Genomic DNA, 19,037 nt, shown 5'->3' with positions numbered 1-19,037 from the left:
ACTACGCGGCCCCTCTGCCTCATTATGGACCCGATGCGCACGCTGAGTAAAGAGGCGATCACACGTTTTGCGGGATTCAGCGGCGTTCGGTGCCCGCTTCGATCGCGGCGCGGTAGACCTCGAGCAGGCGCGCGGCGACCTCGGGCCAGTCGTAGCGCTTGACCCACTCGTTGGCCCGTTCGACGTACGCGGTGCGGAGTTCCCCGTCGTCGAGGAGTCGCGCGGCCTTCGCGGCAAGGTCGGCGGCGTCGCCGACGGCGAACAGGGCCCCCGCGTTCCCGTCGTCGAGGACCGCGCTGAACGCCTCGATGTCCGAGGCGAGCACGCAGGTCCCGGCGGCCATGGCCTCGGTGAGGATCATGCCGAAGGACTCGCCGCCGGTGTTGGGGGCGACGTAGAGGTCGACGCCGGCGAGCATCGAGGCCTTCTCCTCGTCCGGGACGGCGCCGAGGAAGCGGATGCGGCGGGCGACGTCGGGGTCGAGCCCGGCGACGGCCTCCTCGGGGTCGCCGCGGCCGACGACGAGCAGGTGCAGGTCGGGCCGGTCGGCCGCGAGCCGCGCGAACGCGTCGCGCAGGATCGGGAAGCCCTTGCGCGGCTCGGTGTAGCGGCCCATGAACCCGATGGTCGGCCCCTCGGGCCGGTCGCGCAGCGGCGCGGCCTTGCGGTAGAACGCGACCGAGACGCCGTTGGGGATCTCGACCGCGCCGCCGCCCAGGTGCTCGACCTGGACCTTGCGGGCGTAGGGGCTCACCGCGATCCGCGCCGAGAGGCTCTCGAGCACCAGCTGCGCCATGTGCTTCCCGGCCGCGAGGATGCGCGACCGGGTCATCGCGGTGTGGAACGTGGCCACGACCGGGCAGCGGGCGTTGAGGACCGCCAGGCACGAGAGGCTCGGCGTGAGCGGCTCGTGCACGTGGACGACGTCGAAGTCCCCTTCCGCGCACCATTTGCGCACGCGCGCGGCCGAGCGCGGCCCGAACGCGAGGCGCGCGATCGACCCGTTGTAGGGCACGGCGACGGCCTTGCCGCCGGAGACCACGAAGTCGGGCAGGCCTTCGGTATCGGTGGCCGGGGCCAGGACCGACACGTCGTGCCCGGCGGCGATCAGGGTCTCGGCGAGGTCGCGGATGTGGAACTGGACGCCGCCGGGGACGTCGAAGGAGTACGGGCTGACGATCCCGATCCGCAGGTCCCCCATGTCAGCCCGCGCCTTCCCGCGGCGCGTCGAAGTCGGCCGACCAGAAGCGCTGCAGCATGTGCCAGTCGGCCGGATGGGCGCGGATGCCCGCCTCGAAGGCCTCGGCCATGCGCTGCGTCGTGCCCGCCACCCGCTCGCGGAACGAGCCGGTGCCGAGGTCCACCGGGCCGGTGATGTGGCAGACGGCGCGGTCCTGCTCGTAGTGGATCGCGGCGGTGAACAGCTCCACCTTGTTGCGGATCGCCAGCAGCGCGGGCCCCGTGGGGAAGGTCGTGGCCTCGCCGAAGAACTTCACCTCGGTGCCCCCGCGCCCCAGGTCGCGGTCGGCGACGAGCGCCACCACGTGCCCGTCGTCGAGCGCCTCCCCCAGGGCCGCTTGCGGATTGCGGTCGCCGCCCGAGGTGGGGATGATCGTCATTCCCAGCGACTCGCGGTACTCCAGGAACCGCCGGTACACCCCTTCGGGCTTCAGCCGCTCGGCCACGGTCGTCAAGCGGTCCTTCGCGACCGCGCCGACCCAGGCCCCCGCGAAGTCCCAGTTCCCGCTGTGCGGCAGCGCCACGATCGAACCGAGGCCCCGCTGCGCGCGCTCGTGGACCGGCTCGTACCCGTTCATCTCGAACTTCCGCTCGAGCTGCGCGGTGCTCATCGACGGCAGCCGGAACGCCTCGAGCCAGTACCGGGCGTACGAGCGCATCGCCTGGCGCATCAGCGCCTCGTCCGGCTCCCCCTCGACGACCCGGGCGAGGTTCTTGCGCAACTGGCGCACGCCCCGCCCGTTCTTCTTCAGGGCGCGGTCCGCGAAGCGGTTCCCCAGCGCGCCCGCCGCGCCCTCGGGCAGCAGCCGGACGCCGCGCCACGCGGCCAGGTAGGCCAGCTCGGTCAGGCGCTCAGACATCGACGCGCTCTTCCAGCACCGCCCGCGCGAACACGAGCCGCTGCACGACCGTGATCGAGGCGAGCACCGCCAGCAGGCCCATCCCGGCCTCCAGCGCGAACGGCACGCTCAGGACCTCCAGGAGGACCGCGACGGCGGCGATGATGAGCCGCTCGGGCCGCTCGGCGATGCCCACATTGCACTCGGCGCCGAGCGACTCGGCGCGGGCCTTCACGTACGAGACCATCTGCGAGGCGATGAGCGCCCACAGCGCCAGCGCCCCGCCCAGGGCCCGGTCCTCCGCGAGCAGGAAGAAGGCCAGGCCGGCCATGATCGCGCCGTCGGCGAGGCGGTCGCAAGTGGAGTCGAGGAGGGCGCCGAAGCGGCTCGTGGTGCCCTTGACGCGGGCGATCGCGCCGTCGAGCATGTCGGTGAGCACCGAGGCGGCGACCACGATGAGGCCCGCCAGCAGGTGGCCGGGGGCGAGCAGCAGCACGGAGGCGCCGACGACCACGGCGGTGCCGGCGACGGTGACGGCGTTGGCGGAGACGCCCACGCGGATGAGGAGCTTCGCGGCGGCGTCGACGTAGCGGCGTACGCCCGCTCGGCCGGAGGTCCGAAGGAACTTCGCCATGGTCTCCTGTTTTTCTGGGCTGGCCCAAGTGGGTGTTCGGGCAAGTGGGTGCGGTGCGCCCGCGCCGGACCGGGCCGGCAGGGGGCGCTGCCTTGACTCTAACGGGGTCCGGCCGGTCACACCCGCTCCCATGCGGCCGCGAGGTCCGCGCGGGTGTCCTTCAGCAGCTGCGGGAGGGTCTTGGTGCGGCCGATGATCGGCATGAAGTTCGCGTCCCCGCCCCAGCGCGGGACGATGTGCTGGTGCAGGTGCCCGGCGATCCCCGCGCCCGCGACCTGGCCCTGGTTCATGCCGATGTTGAACCCGTGGGCGCCCATGACGGCGCGCAGGACGGTCATGGCGCGCTGGGTGAGCGCGCCCATCTCGGCGATCTCGTCGGCGTCGAGGTCGGTGTAGTCGGGGACGTGCCGGAAGGGCACGACCATGAGGTGGCCGTTGTTGTACGGGTACTTGTTCATGACCACGTACATGGTCGGGGCGCGGAAGACGATGTTGCCGTCCGCGTCCTCGAGCTTGGGGATCTCGCAGAACGGGCAGCCCTCGACATCCGCGTCGTCGCCGGTCGGCTTGCCCTCGCCTTGGATGTAGGACATGCGGTGCGGGGTCCACAGCCGCTCGTACCCGTCGGGGACGCCGACGCCTTCGCCTTCGCGCTCTTCCACGGGACGATCCTAGGGCACGCGGGACCCGTGCTGGAAACCCGACGAAAACACCGTGACACGCGGTGTCGGTTAAGCTCCGGACGTGACGTTGCCCCAGCTGTACCTCGTAGTGCTCATCGGCTGCGTCACCGTGCTCCTCTCCGTCGCCGCGCTGCGGGCCACGCAGCGGCTCGGACTCCCCGCGCTCCTGGTGTTCCTCGGCGCGGGCCTCGTGCTCGGCGAGGGCGGCGTGGGCATCCTCTTCGAGGACTACGAGCTCGCGCAGGCGCTCGGCACGTTCGCGCTGGCGCTCATCCTCATCGAGGGCGGCCTCTCGACCCGGTGGCAGGCGATCCGCAGGCAGATCGCGCCGGCCGCCATGCTCGCGACCGTCGGCCTCGGCGTCTCGGTCGTGGTGACCGCGCTCGGCGCGCACTTCCTGCTGGGCTTCGACTGGCAGCTCTCGCTGGCGCTCGGCGCGGTCGTGGCCTCCACGGACGCGGCGGCGGTGTTCTCGGTGCTGCGCGGCTTCGGCCTGCCGAAGCGGCTCAGCGGCACCTTGGAGGCCGAGTCGGGGTTCAACGACGCCCCCGCGGTGATCCTGGTGCTCGCGTTCTCCGCGGTGGCGGGCATCCCGGACCCGCTGGAGCTCTTCGGGGTCCTGGTGTGGGAGCTCGCGGCCGGCTCGGCGATCGGCGTCGCGGTCGGCTTCGGCGGGGCCTGGCTGCTGCGGCGGCTCGCCCTGCCCGCGTCGGGCCTCTACCCGCTCTCGGTCTTCAGCCTCGGCCTCGCCGCGTTCGCGGCCGCGGGCGCCGTGCACGCCTCGGGGTTCATCGCGGCGTACCTGGCGGCCCTCGTCCTCGGCAACTCGCGCCTGCCGCACCGGGCCGCGACGCAGTCGTTCGCGACCGGCCTGGGCTGGATGGCGCAGCTGGGCATGTTCGTCATGCTGGGCCTGCTCGCCTCGCCCTCGACCCTGCTCGACGCCATCGTCCCGGGCCTCGTCCTCGGCGTCGTGCTCACCCTCCTCGCGCGACCGGTCTCGGTGTGGATCTCCCTGCTGCCCTTCAAGTTCACCGCGAAAGAGCAGGTGCTCCTGTCGTGGGCGGGCCTGCGCGGCGCGATCCCCATCGTCCTGGCCACGATCCCGCGCGCCCTGGAGCTGCCCGGCGCGCAGCAGCTGTGGGACATCGTGTTCGTCCTCGTCGTCGTGTTCACCCTCCTGCAGGGCCCGACCCTGCCGTGGGTGGCGAGACGGCTGGGCCTCGCGCTCGAATCGGTCGTCCAGGAGGTCGAGATCGAGACCGCGCCGCTCGACGCGGTCGACGGCGAAGTCCTCACCATCACCGTCCAGAAGGGCTCGGGTCTGGCCGGCATCCGCATCTTCGAGCTCCGCCTCCCCGAAGGCAGCGCCATCGCCGGGATCGTGCGCGGCGACACGCTCTTCGTCCCCGCCAAAGCCGACCGGCTCCGCTCGAACGACCAGCTCCTCGTCGTCACCACCCCGGCGCTGCGGGAAGCGACCGAGCAGCGCCTCACCGCCCTCGCCCGGGCCGGCCGCCTCGCCCGCTGGCTCGGCGAGACCGGCGAAGACTGAACGGCCCGCACCGAACCGGTGCGGGCCGCCTCCTGTCGTCGCTTACGCCTCTTCGGTCGCGGCCGAAGGGCCTTCGTTCACCCGGGACTTCACGATCTCCGCGACGTGCGCGATCGCCTCGTCGGCCGGGACGCCGTTGCGCTGCGACCCGTCGCGGTAGCGGAAGGACACGGTGCCCGCGTTCTGGTCGTCGTCACCGGCGATGATCATGAACGGGATCTTCTGCAGCTGCGCGTTGCGGACCTTCTTCTGCATGCGGTCGTCCGAGTGGTCGACCTCGCCGCGGATGCCCGCCGCGCGGAGCCGCCCGAAGAACGCCTCCAGGTAGTCCGCGTTCTCGTCCCGCACCGGGATGCCCACGGCCTGCACCGGGGCCAGCCACGCCGGGAACGCGCCCGCGTAGTGCTCGGTCAGCACGCCGAAGAACCGCTCGATCGAGCCGAACAGCGCCCGGTGGATCATGACCGGCTGCTTGCGGGTGCCGTCCGCCGCCGAGTACTCCAGGTTGAAGCCCACCGGCTGGTTGAAGTCGAGCTGGATGGTCGACATCTGCCAGGTGCGGCCGATCGCGTCCTTCGCCTGCACGGAGATCTTCGGGCCGTAGAACGCCGCCCCGCCCGGGTCCGGGACCAGGTCGAGCCCCGACTCCTCGGCGACCTGCCGCAGGGTCGCGGTCGCCGACTCCCACAGCTCGTCGTCGCCGATGAACTTCTCGGAGTCGCCCTTGGTCGAGAGCTCCAGGTAGAAGTCGTTGAGCCCGTAGTCGCGCAGCAGCTGCAGCACGAACTCCAGGAGGCTCCTGATCTCGCTCGGCGCCTGCTCCTGGGTGCAGTAGATGTGCGCGTCGTCCTGGGTCAGGCCGCGCACACGGGTCAGGCCGTGCACCACGCCGGACTTCTCGTACCGGTACACGGTCCCGAACTCCGACAGGCGCAGCGGCAGCTCGCGGTACGAGCGCCCGCGCGAGCGGAAGATCAGGTTGTGCATCGGGCAGTTCATGGCCTTGAGGTAGTAGTTCGCGCCCTCGAGCTCCATCGGCGGGAACATGGTGTCCGCGTAGTACGGCAGGTGCCCCGAGGTGTGGAACAGCCCCTCTTTGGTGATGTGCGGGGTGTTCACCAGCTCGTACCCGGCCTCGCGCTGGCGTTCGCGCAGGTAGGACTCCATCTCGTACCGGATGATCGCACCCTTGGGGTGGAACACCGGGAGCCCGGAGCCGAGCTCGTCGGGGAACGAGAAGAGGTCGAGCTGCTGCCCGAGTTTGCGGTGGTCGCGCTTCTCGGCCTCGGCGAGGCGCGCGAGGTAGTCCTTCTGGTCCTGCACGGTCGGCCACGCGGTGCCGTAGATGCGCTGCAGCTGCGGGTTCTTCTCCGAGCCCATCCAGTACGCGGCGGCCGAGCGCATGATCTTGACGGCCCCGATGAGCTTGGTCGAGGGCAGGTGCGGGCCGCGGCACAGGTCGCCCCAGACGCGCTCGCCGTTGCGGTCGTGGTTGTCGTACGCGGTGAGCTCGCCGCCGCCGACCTCCATGACCTCGTCGGCGTCGGTGCCCTCGCCCTTGGTCTCGATGAGCTCGAGCTTGTAGGGCTCGTTCGCGAGCTCGGCCCGGGCCTCGTCGAGGGAGGCGTACTTGCGGCGGTGGAAGGTCTGCCCCTGCTTGATGATCTGGAGCATGCGCTTCTCGACGGCCTTGAGGTCGTCGGGGTTGAACGGCTCGGCCACGTCGAAGTCGTAGTAGAAGCCGTCGGTGATCGGCGGGCCGATGCCGAGCTTGGCCTCGTGCAGCTCCTGCACCGCCTGCGCCATGACGTGCGCGGCGGAGTGGCGCATCACGTTGAGCCCGTCCGGGCTGTCCAGCGGCACGGGCTCGACCTTGGTGTCCGCCTCGGGCGCCCACGACAGGTCGCGCAGCTGCCCTTCGGCGTCGCGGACGACGACGATCGCGTTCGGCCCGTTCACGGGGAGACCGGCCTCGGCCACCGCTGCAGCGCACGTGGTGCCGGCAGTCACCCACAGCGGTTCGGTGACGGCTGGGCTGCTGTGGTTCGGCGCTGCGGATGCCACGGTTCTCCTCGTTCGGTGCTCGGCGGCGAGTGCCGCCAGTGGATATTCGGGTCAATCGTAGTAGCCGCGGGTCGGTGGGCTCCATCGCATTAGTCGCGACGTGAGCGCGTTGGAAATAACTCCGCGCTCGGCCTTGACCTTGGTCCCGGCACCAAGGTTTACCGTCGTTGTATGACTGCGGCAACCATGACTCTGACCGTCGGGAAGCTCGCCGAAGAGGTGGGCGTCTCGTCCGACGCCATCCGCCACTGGGAGCGCGAGGGCCTGTTCCCCGCGCCCGAGCGCAGCGCGGCCGGGTACCGCCGGTACGGGACCGACGCGCTCGACCGGGCCCGGTTCATCCGGGCCTGCCAGCGCGCCGGGCTGCGCCTGGCCGACATCGCGGACCTGCTGGCGGTGCGCGACACGGGCTCGTGCCCGTGCGAGCCGGCCGGGCAGCACCTGGAGCGGCGCATCGGCGAGATCACGGCCGAGATCGTGCGGCTCGAGGGGTTGCGGAGCCAGCTGACGGACATGCTGCGCGCGGTCGACGCGGGCACCTGCGACCCGCCGCTGCCCGAGAACTGGTGTCCCCCGAACAGTGCTGTGGGAGGTGAGTGCAAGTGATGACGACCGACGAGTGCTGCAACTGCTGCAATGACGACGCGTGCCAGTGCGCCGGCGAGGCCTGCTGCCACGGCTGCTGCGAGAAGTAGCGAACGGGAAGCGCCCGCCGCCATCCTGAGAGGGCGGCGGCGGGCGCTTTCGGCGTGTCGCGGAGGGTCTGCGCGAATCGGGCGTCGCGAAGCGCCCCCGTTCAAGGGTCGCACCGGGGTCCGACAGGCCTACTTGAGGGTGAGGACGATCTTGCCGAAGTGGCCGCCCGCGCCCATGAGGCGGTGGGCTTCCGGGGCTTCGCCGAGCGGGAGGCGGGTGGTGACGACGGGCTCGATCTCGCCGGCGTCGAGGGCGGGCCAGACGCGTTCGAAGGTCTCGGCGATGATCTGGCGGCGCTGGTCGAGGGGGCGGGCGCGGAGGGTCGTGCCGGTGATGGTGGCGCGCTTGGCGAGCAGCCCCCCGAGGTGGATCTGGGCGGCGTTGCCCTGCTGGAGGCCGATGATCGCGAGCCGCCCGTCCTGGGCGAGTGCCTTGAGGTTCGGCTCGAAGTAGGCCGCGCCGATGACGTCGAGGATGGCGTCCGCGCCGCCCGCTTCCATGCACAGGGCCGCGAAGTCCTCGCTGCGGTAGTCGATGACCCGGTCGGCGCCGAGCTCCTGCAGCTGCTGGGTCCACTCGGTGCGCGCGGTCGTCCAGGTCTCGGCCGCGGCGAGCTTCTTGGCGAACTGGACCGCGAAGGTGCCGATGCCGCCCGCGCCGCCGTGGACGAGTACGCGCCGCTTGCGGTCGGGGTCGCCGTCGAGGAGGAATCCCAGGTTGGAGTAGACGGTGGCGGCGACCTCGGGCAGGCCGGCCGCGTCGACGAGGCTCACGTTCTCGGGCTTGGGGAGCACGAGTCCGGCGTCGACGGTGACGTACTGGGCGTAGCCGCCGCCGGGGAGCAGGGCGCACACTTCGGCGCCGAGGAAGGAGGCGTTGTCGTCGCTGCCGACGTTGACGATGGTGCCGGAGACCTCGAGGCCGGGCCAGGCGGGCGCACCTGGGGGCGGCGGGTAGTGGCCGGCGGTCTGGAGGAGGTCGGCGCGGTTGACGCCGGCGGCGGTGACCTCGATGAGGACTTCATCGGGGCCGGGCGCGGGTTCGGGCACCTGGGCGGCGGTGAGGCGGCCGTCGGCGACGGTCATGGCAAGCATCTCCGCATAGTAGGACTCGGTTCGGAGCCCGCGGCGCGATACCCGTCAGTACATCATGTTAGTCCCGTGTGGAATGCTCAGATATGTTGTGCCACAAGGGATTACGGCTGCTCACTCGAGTGTCCAGGGAAGAGGTGGGCTTCGGGGTCGATCGCGACGGCGGCGTTGTTCACCGCGGTCGCGGCCTCGCCGAAGCCGGTCGCGATGAGCTTGACCTTGCCGGGGTAGGCGGCGATGTCGCCCGCCGCGTAGACGCGCGGCAGGTTGGTGGCCATCGTGGAGTCGACGGCGATGCAGCGGCGGTCGAGGTCGAGACCCCACTCCCCCAGCGGCCCGAGGTCGGCGGTGAAGCCGAGGGCCGCCACGATCGCGTCGGCTGGGAGTTCCTGCGGCCCTTGGTCTTTCACGTCGACGGTGACGCCGTCGACCTGCTCGGTGCCGTGGACCGCGGTGACCTGGGCGTTGACGATGACGGGCACGCCGAGGTCCCGCACCCGGTCCACGGTGGCCTGGTGGGCGCGGAACTTCTCGCGGCGGTGCACGATCGTGGTGCTGCGGGCGATGCCGTGGAGGGCCAGCGCCCAGTCGAACGCGGAGTCGCCGCCGCCGACGATGACCACGTCCTGCCCGGCGTGGGCGGCGAGTTCGGGGACGAAGTAGACGAGCCCCGCGCCGTGGAAGTCCTCGGCGGCGGGCAGCGGCCGGGGCGAGAAGCTGCCGAGGCCGCCGGTGATGAGCACGGCTCCGGCCTCGATCCGCTCGCCGTCGGCGAGCTCCAGGACGGGCGTGCCGTCGTGGTGCTCGAGCTTGCGGGCCTGGCGTCCGAGCAGGTACGCCGGTTCGAACGGCGCGGCTTGGCGCAGCAGGTTGTCGACCAGGTCGCGGCCCTTGATCGAGGGGAATCCGGCGACGTCGAGGATCTGCTTCTCGGGGTACATGGCGGTGATCTGGCCGCCCGCTTCGGGGAGCGCGTCGATTACGGCGGTCCGCAGGCCGCGGAAGCCCGCGTAGTAGGCGGCGTAGATGCCGGTGGGACCGGCGCCGACGATCGCGAGGTCGACGGTGAGGACGGACATGGGCGATCACCGACTCCGTTGTAGGGACACGTTCCGACATCGTAGCGACGCGGCGGCCCCCGTGGGGCTTCACGGAACCCGGGATCCGTGAAGCCCCTTCGGTTCAGGCCGTGCGGAAGGGGCCGGTCACCTCGAAGGTGACGCCCGCGGAGCTGGAGCCGGAGGTGCCGCGCTGGGACGAGAAGTAGAGGCGGTTCCCGGCCGGGTTGAACGCCGGGCCGGTGATCTCGGAGGAGCCGTGGCCGGAGAGGCGAAGGAACGGCGCGACGATGTCGTCGGGGGTGATGATGCAGATTTCCATGTTGCCGCCGTCCTCGGCGACGAACAGGTCGCCGCTGGCGGTCGCGCCGGTGATGTTGTCGACGCCCGCGAGGGGCGCGCTGGAGGTGAGGTTGTCGTCGTAGGCGATGACGAGGGTGTTGTTGACCGCGTCGTAGGCCCAGACGCGGTTGTCGCCCTTGGTGGTGAAGAAGCAGACGCCGTCGGCGTAGTAGCAGCCCTCGCCGCCGTTGAAGCGCTTGGTGTTCGCGACCTGGTTGCGGGTGGCGGTCGGGGAGCCGTCGGGGTCGGGCACGTTCTTCCACGCGAGGGCGCCGCTGGTCTCGGTGAGGACCTGGAGCTGCCCGGAGGCGAGGTTTCCCCAGGTGGTGGGCTTGAAGCGGTAGAAGGCCCCGTCGGAGACGTCCTCGGTGAGGTAGATGACCCCGCGGTCGGGGTCGCATGCGGCGGCCTCGTGCTTGAAGCGGCCCATCGCGGCCCGCTGGGAGGCGGCGTTCACGCCGAACGGGTCGGTCTCGTACACGTAGCCGCGGTCGACCTCCTCGCAGGAGAGCCAGGTGTTCCAGGGGGTCGCGCCGCCCGCGCAGTTGCTGCGGGTGTCGTCGAGGATGCGGTAGGCGTCGACGACGTTCCCGGCGGCGTCGAAGCGCAGCGCGCCCGCGCCGCCGCCGGTGGAGAGCTCGGCGTTGGAGGTGTAGATCCAGCCGTTCCCGTCCGCGAAGCACGCGCCGCCGTCGGGGGCGCCGTGCCAGGTGTGGGAGGTTCCGGGCACGGTCTGGGAGGAGCGGGCGACGATGCGGGAGGTGAAGCCCTGCGGGAGCATGACGCCGTTGGCGTCGGCGGGCTGGAGGGACCCGTACGGGCTCGGGCCGGTCTGGACGGGGTAGGCGGCGAACGAGGGGCGGGTCATGGTGAACCCGAAGGCGACGGAGCCGGTGCCGACCACGGCGGCTCGCAGTACATTGCGTCGGTGCATGAGCGGTTCCTTTGCGGGCGAATGAGACGGAGATCGCTTGGCACACACACCGTAGGGAATGCCGGACGCTCGGCGAGGCAACTCGGCGCGTCGGGACGGTGATGTCTCGATGACCGGGACGTGAACGGTTCTCAGCGCGGTCCGGGGCCGCGTCCTTGACTAGACTCGAGGGAGCACCTGGACAGGAAGGCGGACGATGACCGCAGCGACGCCCGGCAAGACCGCCCTGATCACCGGCATCACCGGGCAGGACGGGTCGTACCTGACCGAGCTGCTGCTCGCGAAGGGGTACACGGTCCACGGGATCGTCCGGCACGCGTCCTCGCTCATCGCCAACACCTCCCGCCTCGACGCGGTCTACCAGGACCCGCACGAGAGCGAGCGGCGGCTCTTCCTCCACAAGGGCGACGTGACCGACGCGGGCATGCTGGTGAACCTCATCCGCGACGTGCGCCCCGACGAGATCTACAACCTCGCCGCGCAGAGCCACGTGCGCGTCAGCTTCGACCTGCCCGAGTACACCGCGAACGTGACCGCGCTCGGCGCGATCCGGCTCCTGGAGGCCGTGCGCGCCAGCGGCATCGACACCCGGATCTACCAGGCGTCCACTTCGGAGATGTTCGGCACGGCCCTGCCGCCGCAGGACGAGACGACGCCGTTCCACCCGCGCAGCCCCTACGGGGTGGCGAAGGTCTACGCGCACTGGGCCACCGTGAACTACCGCGAGTCCTACGGCATGTTCGCCGTCTCCGGGATCTCCTTCAACCACGAGAGCCCCCGGCGCGGCGAGACGTTCGTGACCCGCAAGATCACCCGGGCCGTGGCCCGGATCGAGGCCGGCCTCGAGAAGAAGGTCTTCCTCGGCAACATGGACGCCGTGCGCGACTGGGGCTACGCGCCCGAGTACGTCGAGGCCATGTGGCTCATGCTCCAGCACGACGAACCGGTCGACTACGTCATCGCCACCGGCCGGCCCGCCACCGTGCGCGACTTCGCCGAGGCCGCCTTCGGCCACGCCGGGCTCGACTGGCGCGACCACATCGAGCACGACGAACGCTACGAGCGGCCCGCCGAGGTCCCCGAGCTCATCGGCAACCCCGCCAAGATCGCGCGCGAGATCGGCTGGCGGGCGCGGGTCCACTGGGACGAGCTGGCCCGGATCATGGTCGACGCGGACCGGAAGGCCCTGTGAAGTGGTTACCCTCGGGACATGACTGATCTCAGCGCACCGATCGAGCTCAACGACGGCATCGCGATGCCCCGCATCGGCTACGGCACCTACAAGGTGGGCGACGACGAGGCCCAGCAGGCCGTCGAGGCCGCGCTCGCCACGGGCTACCGGCTGATCGACACGGCCGAGATGTACGGCAACGAGGTCGGCGTCGGCCGCGCGGTCGCCGCCTCCGGCGTCCCCCGCGAGGAGGTGTTCCTCACCACGAAGGTCTGGAACGACCACCACGGCGCCGGGCCCGCCCGCGCCGCGCTCGAGGCCTCGCTGGAGCGGCTGGGCACCGACTACCTCGACCTGTACCTGATCCACTGGCCCTCCCCCAAGCAGGGCCTGTACGCCGAGACGTTCCAGGCCCTGCTCAAGGCCAGGGACGAAGGGTTGATCCGCTCGGCGGGCGTCTCGAACTTCCTGCCCGAGCACCTCGAGGCCGTCCGCGAGGCGACCGGGGTGTACCCGTCGGTGAACCAGGTCGAGCTGCACCCGTACTTCAACCAGCCCGAACTCCGCGCCTGGCAGGCCGAGCGCGGCATCGCCACCGAGTCGTGGGGGCCGCTCGGCCAGCGGACCGGCTCGGTCCTGGCCGAACCGGCCGTCACGGCCGCCGCCGAGGCGCACGGGAAGACCCCGGGGCAGGTCGTGATCCGCTGGCACCTGCAGCACGGGTGCGTGGTGATCCCCAAGTCCTCCAAGGCGAGCCGCATCGCCGAGAACTTCGACGTGTTCGACTTCGCGCTCTCGGGCGACGAGATTGCCGCGATCGACGCGCTCGAGACCGGCGAGCGCCAGGGCATCGACCCGGGCTCGAACGAGCGCTGAGCACGCCGAAGGGGCGGGTGGCCGGGCCACCCGCCCCTTTCGCTTGCCCGCTAGTCGATCGCGATGCCGGCGGCGAGACGCCGCAGTTCGGCCACATGGCCGTCGAAGGCGGCCCTGCCGCCGGGGGTGAGGGCGGCCCAGGTGCGGGTGCGCCCCTCGAGAGGGGACTTCTTGACGGTGACGTAGCCGACGTCCTCCAACGCTTTGAGCTGCTTGCTGAGGACGGAGTCGCTGACGCCGAGGGACTCGCGCAGGGCGGCGAACTCGACCTCGTCCGTGGCCGAGAGCATCGAGCAGATGCGCAACCGGTTGGGCGCGTGGATGATCTCGTCGAACCGCGGCTCGGTCATGCGGTCTCGCGAAGCTCGGCGCGGAGGAGGTCGTCGTAGTGGCGGCCCCAGATCGTCATGGTCGCGGCGACGGCGAGGCCGGTGAGGAGCGCGGTCCAGCGGATCTCCAGGCCGATGCTGAACACCGAGCCCGCGATCGTGATCGCGAGGGTGGCGGCGAACAGGCGGAAGGCGCTGCGGCGGGCCCTGGGGCCGCCGCTGAACCCGTTCATCCAGACGCCGGTCTTGCGGCGGTAGGCGCTCATCAGGAGGTAGATGCCCACGGCGTAGACGGCGAGGACGCCGATCAGGGTCGGGAATTCGACGCCGATCGTGGCGACGGTGATGAGACCGCCGACGAGGACGCCGAGCACGGGGTGGTACCACCAGGGGGTGATGAGGCGGTCGGCGATGTCGGAGCGGGACTGGTCCACGGCGGCGAGGGCGGCCCGGGCTTCTTCGGGGGAGAGTCGACTTTCCATGTCGGAAAGTCTAGCGGGCGACTTTCCATCGCGTCAAGTCGGGACTTTCCATGGCGGCAAGTTTGTCGCAGAACGCGTTTGCAATCGCCTGCCAAATGGGTAGGCTCGCGCGCATGAGCGAACTGAGCACAGCGATCACCATGTCCGGCGGTGCGTCGATTCCCCGCTACGGCTACGGCACCTTCAGGATCGAGGAGGGCACCGACGTGCGCGCCGCCGTCGCGACCGCGCTCGAGACCGGCTACCGCCTCATCGACACCGCGGTGGGATACGGGAACGAGGCCGGCGTCGGCCAGGCCGTCAAGGAGTCAGGCGTCGCCCGCGGCGACGTCTTCCTCACCAGCAAGACCTGGGACCACGGCTACGACGAGGTCCGCCGCAACCTGAACGAGTCCCTCGAGCGGCTCGGCACCGACTACCTCGACCTCTACCTGCTCCACTGGCCGCGGCCGCAGGTCGACAAGTATGTGGAGTCCTGGCAGGCGCTCCTCGACGCCCGCTCCGAGGGCCTCCTCCGCTCGGCCGGCGTCTCGAACTTCACGATCGAGCACCTGTCGCGCTGCGAGACCGAGACCGGCTCGGCCCCCGAGATCAACCAGGTCGAGCTCCACCCGTACTTCAGCCAGCCCGAACTCCGCGCCTGGCATGCCGACCACGGCGTCATCACCGAGTCCTGGGGCCCCCTCGGCCTCCGCGCCGGCGACCTCTTCGACGAGCCCGCCGTGAAGGCCGTCGCCGAAGCCCGCGGCCGCACCCCCGCCCAGGTCGTCCTCCGCTGGAACCTCCAGCGCGGCAACGTCGTCATCCCCAAGTCCGAGACGCCCGAACGCATCCGCGAGAACTGGGAGGTCCTCGACTTCGCCCTCACCGACCAGGACCTCGCCGCGATCGACGCCCTCGACACCGGCAAACGCCAAGGCGGCGACCCTCTCGAGGTCAACTAGCCCCAGCGAACGAGGGCGGCGGCACCGATCCGGTGCCGCCGCCCTCGTTCGCACTCGGCCGGCTTGGAACCGGCCGCCGTGCTAGAAGTCCATCTTCCACGCGAAGTTCGGGAGCCGGGTGCCGGTCAGCTCGTCGCCGCTCGCCTTATGTCCGACGGTTCCCACCGGGCTGAAGTGGACAGTGGCTTCGGCCGCGTCCTCGGGGATCGCGAAGACCATCGTCAAGCGGTCCCAGTACTCGTCGTCAGTGTCCGTCGCCGTCCATGACACCGGGGCCTCCCCGTCGACCGTGAACGCCTGCGACATGTCCAGCTCCCAGGTGAAGAGCTCGGTCTCGGAGCACCAGTTCGTGCTCACCTCCAGGAAGACCGTGCCGCTCTCGGCCCAGCCCCGCTCCTCCGTCCAGACGGCGCGGTTCGCCTCGGCGTATCCCGTACGGCACCTGATCCAACCGGCTCGGCGCGAGTTGCGGAAGTCGACTTCTCCGGTGTCGTAGCCATCGAGCTCGAACCAGCGCAGAGCGAGCCCGTTGTAGTAGGCGGTCACCGGCTCGACCTGCGCGCCGGAGCGCAGGTCGACGCCTTGGGCCCGCCCTGAGTCCTCGACCCACAGGACCGCCGGCTCGTCGACCGGCACGCTCAGGACGTAGTGGTTCTCGATGCCGGGTGCGGTCAGCAGGTCGACCCGCCGCTCGCCGACCTGGATCCAAGAGGTGAGCGCCGCCGGGTCCTTCTTGTGCTCCGAGTCGTACTCGGCGGGGAGCGCGACCTGGGTGAACAGGAACTCGACCCCGTCCTCCGCGGGCGGCACGCGCGCCAGCGCGGGAAGCGAGGCGGCGAGCGAGTCGGGAATCGCGGGCGCCTTGAAGAGGCACGCGAGCGAGAACGAGAAGTGCGGGCCGCGAAGATCCGCGGGCTCGGCGAGCGTACTCGCGGCATCGCCTTCCACGCACCATTCGCCGCCGCCCTTCCCGACGATCAGTTCGTATGGGGCCGTTCGCAGGAAGGAGCCCGGGTCGGCACCGCCGGCAGTGCCGAGCAGCGCGGCCGCGAGCATCGCGACGGACAGCGCCGCGATGCGGATCGTTCGGAGCATCAGAACTCCGCGATCCACTCGGTGACCGCGAACTCGTCGCGGAACGCCATGACCCGCCCGTCGGTACCGACGGCTTCCGTGACCGGCTTGAAGGCGATGGTGACCTCTGAGTCGAAGTCCGGGATCACGAACAGCGCCCGGATCTCGAGACCGACGTCGGTCGGCGTCTCGATCCAGTCCACCGGCTCGGCCGCCTCGCCGCTCGCGAGGGTGATCGAGGCCGGATCGAGGTTCCAGGAGTATTCGCCGATCTGGTCGCACCACAAGGTGAACACACTGAGGTAGACCGTGCCTTCGGGCGCCCAGCCGAGGCCTTCGAACCAGGGGGTGCGCCAGGCGTCGCCGCCGTTGTACTCGCAGGAGAGGCCGTCCTCGGGGTCGTCGGCGAAGTACATCTCGTACTTGAAGCCGCCGAGGATGTCGCTCGTATCAGCGAGACCGGTGTAGTAGGCGGCGACCGGCTCGACCCGTTCGCCGGTGCGCAGGTCGAGTCCTTGGGCGCGGCCGTCGTCTTCGACCCAGAGCACGGCGTCGGCATCGGTCGGGGCAGTGACCACGATCCAGTCGCCTCGCTGCGGAGGAGCGTCGAGGTCGAACTCCTGGTCGCCGATCTGCACCCAGGAGCGGACCGGCCACCCGACGGCGTCGAAGATATCCGCGTCGGGGCTGCTCGTGAGGTTGTTGGCGAGGAATTCGCTGCCGTCCTCGGCCCGCGGCAGGTCGGCGAGCGACGGCAGCTGCTCGGCGACCTCGCGCGGGAACTGCTCACCGCTGTAGCGGCACTGGATTCCCGTGGAGAAGTGCGGGCCCTGGAGGATCGAGTCCATGCTGAGGACGTAGCCGTCCTCGCCTTCGGCGCACCACGGTTCGGGGGTGCTGCCGTGGTACATCTCGTAGGGAGCGGTGGCTTCGCCGATCGGCAGGTAGCCGCAGGCGGTGGTCAGGGCGAGCGCGGGCAGCAGCGCGGCGAGGGGAAGGATGCGGTTGTGGCGGGGCACGGGGAGAGTTCCTTTGGGATGGTATGTCCCGGTGACGCGGGGCGGGCGCCGCCGGATTGTGGGGGTCGGGGCTACATGAGGGATGGGGGCACCGGGGACCTTAATGGATCACGGCTCGTGATGACCTAGTAGACGGTCACGTTCTGCGATTCAGCCGATACCGTGGCGAACCGCCCACAGGGCGGCCTGAGTGCGGTCGGCCGCGCCGATGCGGCGGAGCAGGTTCGTGACGTGGGTCTTCACGGTCTTCTCCGAGACGCCGAGGGCGCGCGCGATCTGGCGGTTGGTCTGGCCCTTGGCGATGAGGCCGAGCACCTGGCTCTCGCGCGGGGTCAGCGACGGGGCCGAGGTGGTGGTGCTGTTGCCGTTCATCAAGCCGCGCATGGCGACCGGCGAGAGCAGCAGTTGTCCGGAGTGGATGGTACGGATGGCGCTCGCCAGCGCGTCCGGGTCGATGTCCTTGTACACGAACCCGGCCGCCCCGGCGGTGATGGCGTTCGGGACCCGTTCGGCGTCGGTGGCGGAGGTGAGGACGAGGACGCGGGGTCCCTCGCCGGGCCCGAGGCGTTCGAGGACGCCTTGGCCGTCGAGGCCGGGCATCTTGAGGTCGAGGAGGACGACGTCGGGTCGGGTCTCGGCGATGGCGAGCAGGGCCTCCTCGCCGTCCCCGGCCTCGCCGACGACGGTGAAGTCGGGTTCGAGCTCGAGGTAGCCGCGGAGGCCGCGGCGGACCACGGGGTGGTCGTCGACGAGGAGGAGGCGGATCTCAGTCACGTTCGGCCTCTTCGGGTTCGGTGGTGTCGAGGGTGAGCGCCACGATGGTGCCCGCGCCGGGTGCGGTCCGGAGGTCGAGGTCGCCGCCGAGGGCTTTGGCGCGTTCGCGCATCGAGAGGAGGCCGAGCCCGCGGGTGGCGGCCTCGTCGGCGTCGAAGCCGTCGCCGTCGTCGCTGATGGTGATGCGCTCGGATTCGACGGTGACGGCGACGTGGCGGGCGCGGGCGTGCCGGAAGGCGTTGCTGAGGGCCTCCTGGACGAGCCGGAGCACTTCGACCTCGCCGTCGCGCGAGAGGTCGACCGGGGAGCGGACCTCGAAGGCGACCTCGGTGTCGTGCAGGCGGTCCAGGAGGGTGACGTGGCGGCGGAGGGTCTCGACGAGGCCGTGCGCGTCGAGGTCGGCGGGGCGGAGTTCGACAATGACGGCGCGCAGTTCGGCGATGGCCTCGGCGGCGAGGTCCTCGACCTCGCCGAGGCGGCACGCGGCGGCCTCGGGGTCGGTGGGGGCGAGTTTGCGGGCGGCGCGGGCGGAGAGGCGCAGGGAGAACAGGCGCTGCATGACCGCGTCGTGGAGTTCGCGGGCGAGCCGGTTGCGCTCCTCGACGACGGTGAGCTCGCGGCTGCGCTCGTACAGGCGGGCGTTGGTGATGGCGATGGCCGCGTGGGAGGCGAGCAGCTCGATGAGTTCGGTGTCGGACTCGCTGAACCCGGGTCGGCCGAGGTCGTTGGTGAGGACGACGATGCCGAGGGTGCGCCCGCACTCCTGGATCGGGACGCCGAGCAGCGCGGCCATGCTCGGATGGGCCTTGGGCCACCACTGGAAGCGGGGGTCGCGGCGGAGGTCGTCGAGGCGGATCGGCTCGCTCTCGGCGAGGATCGCGGCGAGCATGCCGTGCTGGCGCGGCAGCGGGCCGATCTTGAGGCGCTGCTCCTCGCCGATGCCGTCGGTGATGAACTCGGCGAAGCCGCCTTCGTCGTCGGGGATCCCGATGGCGGCGTAGTCGGCGCCGACGAGGCGGCGGGCCGAGGAGACGATCACCTCGAGCACCTGGTGCACGGAGAGGTGCCTGGTGATGGCGCCGACGGCAGCCGACACCTCGTGCAGCAGTCTCGTCGGGTCGGAGTCGGAGGCGGTCACGCTGCCAATCTAGTCGACGCGGGGCCGTCCGGGCCTCGGTCGCTGGTCCTAGGACCTGCGCCGCAGTCCCGACCGCGACCTCGGCCCGATGCGGC

19 protein-coding genes are annotated in these 19,037 nt (G+C 70.9%); 5 read left to right on the top strand and 14 right to left on the bottom strand.

All coding sequences use genetic code 11. From position 1 onward, the window contains the following. Positions 1-76 precede the first annotated feature (76 nt). From AB0K52_RS08470 to AB0K52_RS08455, 4 genes are all read right to left on the bottom strand, one after another. Positions 77-1,192 (bottom strand): glycosyltransferase family 4 protein, encoded by a 1,116-nt coding sequence (locus tag AB0K52_RS08470; RefSeq protein WP_363528411.1) that lies wholly within the window; start codon positions 1,190-1,192, stop codon positions 77-79. Between the two features lie 10 nt (positions 1,193-1,202). Then, positions 1,203-2,099, bottom strand: coding sequence for a phosphatidylinositol mannoside acyltransferase (locus AB0K52_RS08465; RefSeq protein ID WP_363528049.1), 897 nt, complete (start codon positions 2,097-2,099; stop codon positions 1,203-1,205). Next, the gene (pgsA, locus tag AB0K52_RS08460) at positions 2,092-2,712 is read right to left on the bottom strand and encodes a phosphatidylinositol phosphate synthase (RefSeq protein ID WP_363528046.1); all 621 of its coding nucleotides are present in this window, start codon (positions 2,710-2,712) and stop codon (positions 2,092-2,094) included. The genes AB0K52_RS08465 and pgsA overlap by 8 nt, the downstream gene beginning before the upstream one ends. Before the next feature lie 116 nt (positions 2,713-2,828). Beyond that, positions 2,829-3,374 carry an HIT domain-containing protein gene (locus AB0K52_RS08455; RefSeq protein WP_363528043.1) on the bottom strand — a complete coding sequence of 182 codons (546 nt, stop codon included), beginning with the start codon at positions 3,372-3,374 and terminating at the stop codon, positions 2,829-2,831. A gap of 82 nt (positions 3,375-3,456) precedes the next feature. On the opposite strand from AB0K52_RS08455, the gene AB0K52_RS08450 reads away from it, so the two are divergent. Next, on the top strand, positions 3,457-4,950 hold the full coding sequence (locus tag AB0K52_RS08450) for a potassium/proton antiporter (RefSeq protein WP_363528040.1): 1,494 nt from the start codon (positions 3,457-3,459) through the stop codon (positions 4,948-4,950). A 42-nt stretch (positions 4,951-4,992) separates the two neighbouring features. Here AB0K52_RS08450 and thrS read toward each other — a convergent pair whose 3' ends face one another. After that, positions 4,993-7,014, bottom strand: a complete 2,022-nt coding sequence (gene thrS, locus AB0K52_RS08445; RefSeq protein ID WP_363528037.1) for a threonine--tRNA ligase — start codon at positions 7,012-7,014, stop codon at positions 4,993-4,995. 186 nt (positions 7,015-7,200) lie between these two features. Here thrS and AB0K52_RS08440 point away from each other — a divergent pair, with 186 nt between their 5' ends. Further along, a complete protein-coding gene (locus AB0K52_RS08440) occupies positions 7,201-7,620 on the top strand; it encodes a MerR family transcriptional regulator (protein ID WP_363528034.1) in 420 nt (139 codons plus the stop codon). A 218-nt stretch (positions 7,621-7,838) separates the two neighbouring features. Here AB0K52_RS08440 and AB0K52_RS08435 read toward each other — a convergent pair whose 3' ends face one another. From AB0K52_RS08435 to AB0K52_RS08425, 3 genes are all read right to left on the bottom strand, one after another. Then, positions 7,839-8,804: an NAD(P)H-quinone oxidoreductase gene (locus tag AB0K52_RS08435; RefSeq protein ID WP_363528031.1), complete on the bottom strand. Its 966-nt coding sequence runs from the start codon at positions 8,802-8,804 to the stop codon at positions 7,839-7,841. Between the two features lie 101 nt (positions 8,805-8,905). Further along, a complete protein-coding gene (locus AB0K52_RS08430; protein ID WP_363528028.1) occupies positions 8,906-9,880 on the bottom strand; it encodes an NAD(P)/FAD-dependent oxidoreductase in 975 nt (324 codons plus the stop codon). A gap of 103 nt (positions 9,881-9,983) precedes the next feature. Continuing rightward, a complete protein-coding gene (locus AB0K52_RS08425; protein ID WP_363528025.1) occupies positions 9,984-11,135 on the bottom strand; it encodes an alkaline phosphatase PhoX in 1,152 nt (383 codons plus the stop codon). Between the two features lie 196 nt (positions 11,136-11,331). On the opposite strand from AB0K52_RS08425, the gene gmd reads away from it, so the two are divergent. Both gmd and AB0K52_RS08415 read left to right on the top strand, forming a co-directional pair. Further along, the gene (gene gmd, locus AB0K52_RS08420; RefSeq protein WP_363528022.1) at positions 11,332-12,327 is read left to right on the top strand and encodes a GDP-mannose 4,6-dehydratase; all 996 of its coding nucleotides are present in this window, start codon (positions 11,332-11,334) and stop codon (positions 12,325-12,327) included. A gap of 18 nt (positions 12,328-12,345) precedes the next feature. Next, on the top strand, positions 12,346-13,182 hold the full coding sequence (locus tag AB0K52_RS08415) for an aldo/keto reductase (RefSeq protein ID WP_363528019.1): 837 nt from the start codon (positions 12,346-12,348) through the stop codon (positions 13,180-13,182). Between the two features lie 50 nt (positions 13,183-13,232). Here AB0K52_RS08415 and AB0K52_RS08410 read toward each other — a convergent pair whose 3' ends face one another. Beyond that, complete coding sequence (locus AB0K52_RS08410) at positions 13,233-13,532, bottom strand: transcriptional regulator (RefSeq protein ID WP_363528015.1); 300 nt, start codon at positions 13,530-13,532, stop codon at positions 13,233-13,235. Beyond that, complete coding sequence (locus AB0K52_RS08405; protein ID WP_363528012.1) at positions 13,529-13,993, bottom strand: hypothetical protein; 465 nt, start codon at positions 13,991-13,993, stop codon at positions 13,529-13,531. Before AB0K52_RS08405 ends, AB0K52_RS08410 begins: the two co-directional genes overlap by 4 nt. A gap of 113 nt (positions 13,994-14,106) precedes the next feature. Here AB0K52_RS08405 and AB0K52_RS08400 point away from each other — a divergent pair, with 113 nt between their 5' ends. Beyond that, on the top strand, positions 14,107-14,937 hold the full coding sequence (locus AB0K52_RS08400) for an aldo/keto reductase (RefSeq protein WP_363528009.1): 831 nt from the start codon (positions 14,107-14,109) through the stop codon (positions 14,935-14,937). An 81-nt stretch (positions 14,938-15,018) separates the two neighbouring features. On the opposite strand, the gene AB0K52_RS08395 is transcribed toward AB0K52_RS08400, so the two are convergent. The 4 genes from AB0K52_RS08395 to AB0K52_RS08380 all read right to left on the bottom strand — a co-directional run bounded on the left by AB0K52_RS08395 (position 15,019) and on the right by AB0K52_RS08380 (position 18,942). Further along, entirely contained in the window at positions 15,019-16,032 is a 1,014-nt protein-coding gene (locus AB0K52_RS08395; RefSeq protein WP_363528006.1) for a hypothetical protein, read from the bottom strand. Continuing rightward, entirely contained in the window at positions 16,032-17,030 is a 999-nt protein-coding gene (locus AB0K52_RS08390) for a hypothetical protein (RefSeq protein ID WP_363528003.1), read from the bottom strand. Before AB0K52_RS08390 ends, AB0K52_RS08395 begins: the two co-directional genes overlap by 1 nt. A gap of 150 nt (positions 17,031-17,180) precedes the next feature. Continuing rightward, positions 17,181-17,804 carry a response regulator transcription factor gene (locus AB0K52_RS08385; protein ID WP_363528000.1) on the bottom strand — a complete coding sequence of 208 codons (624 nt, stop codon included), beginning with the start codon at positions 17,802-17,804 and terminating at the stop codon, positions 17,181-17,183. Continuing rightward, on the bottom strand, positions 17,797-18,942 hold the full coding sequence (locus AB0K52_RS08380; protein ID WP_363527998.1) for a sensor histidine kinase: 1,146 nt from the start codon (positions 18,940-18,942) through the stop codon (positions 17,797-17,799). Before AB0K52_RS08380 ends, AB0K52_RS08385 begins: the two co-directional genes overlap by 8 nt. Between the last annotated feature and the right edge of the window lie 95 nt (positions 18,943-19,037).

Source organism: Glycomyces sp. NPDC049804 (assembly GCF_040674615.1).
Lineage (GTDB): Bacteria > Actinomycetota > Actinomycetes > Mycobacteriales > Micromonosporaceae > Glycomyces > Glycomyces niveus.
The sequence above is the reverse complement of the archived record's forward strand: the minus strand, read 5'-3'. Positions and strand labels throughout refer to the sequence as shown.

Excerpts from the sequence above, each read along its gene's own strand:
- gmd (WP_363528022.1), top strand. The coding sequence starts at position 11,332 with ATGACCGCAGCGACGCCCGGCAAGACCGCCCTGATCACCGGCATCACC.
- AB0K52_RS08410 (WP_363528015.1), bottom strand. The coding sequence starts at position 13,532 with ATGACCGAGCCGCGGTTCGACGAGATCATCCACGCGCCCAACCGGTTG.
- AB0K52_RS08425 (WP_363528025.1), bottom strand. The coding sequence starts at position 11,135 with ATGCACCGACGCAATGTACTGCGAGCCGCCGTGGTCGGCACCGGCTCC.
- pgsA (WP_363528046.1), bottom strand. The coding sequence starts at position 2,712 with ATGGCGAAGTTCCTTCGGACCTCCGGCCGAGCGGGCGTACGCCGCTAC.
- AB0K52_RS08435 (WP_363528031.1), bottom strand. The coding sequence starts at position 8,804 with ATGCTTGCCATGACCGTCGCCGACGGCCGCCTCACCGCCGCCCAGGTG.
- AB0K52_RS08440 (WP_363528034.1), top strand. The coding sequence starts at position 7,201 with ATGACTCTGACCGTCGGGAAGCTCGCCGAAGAGGTGGGCGTCTCGTCC.
- AB0K52_RS08400 (WP_363528009.1), top strand. The coding sequence starts at position 14,107 with ATGAGCGAACTGAGCACAGCGATCACCATGTCCGGCGGTGCGTCGATT.
- AB0K52_RS08415 (WP_363528019.1), top strand. The coding sequence starts at position 12,346 with ATGACTGATCTCAGCGCACCGATCGAGCTCAACGACGGCATCGCGATG.
- AB0K52_RS08430 (WP_363528028.1), bottom strand. The coding sequence starts at position 9,880 with ATGTCCGTCCTCACCGTCGACCTCGCGATCGTCGGCGCCGGTCCCACC.
- AB0K52_RS08405 (WP_363528012.1), bottom strand. The coding sequence starts at position 13,993 with ATGGAAAGTCGACTCTCCCCCGAAGAAGCCCGGGCCGCCCTCGCCGCC.
- AB0K52_RS08465 (WP_363528049.1), bottom strand. The coding sequence starts at position 2,099 with ATGTCTGAGCGCCTGACCGAGCTGGCCTACCTGGCCGCGTGGCGCGGC.
- AB0K52_RS08395 (WP_363528006.1), bottom strand. The coding sequence starts at position 16,032 with ATGCTCCGAACGATCCGCATCGCGGCGCTGTCCGTCGCGATGCTCGCG.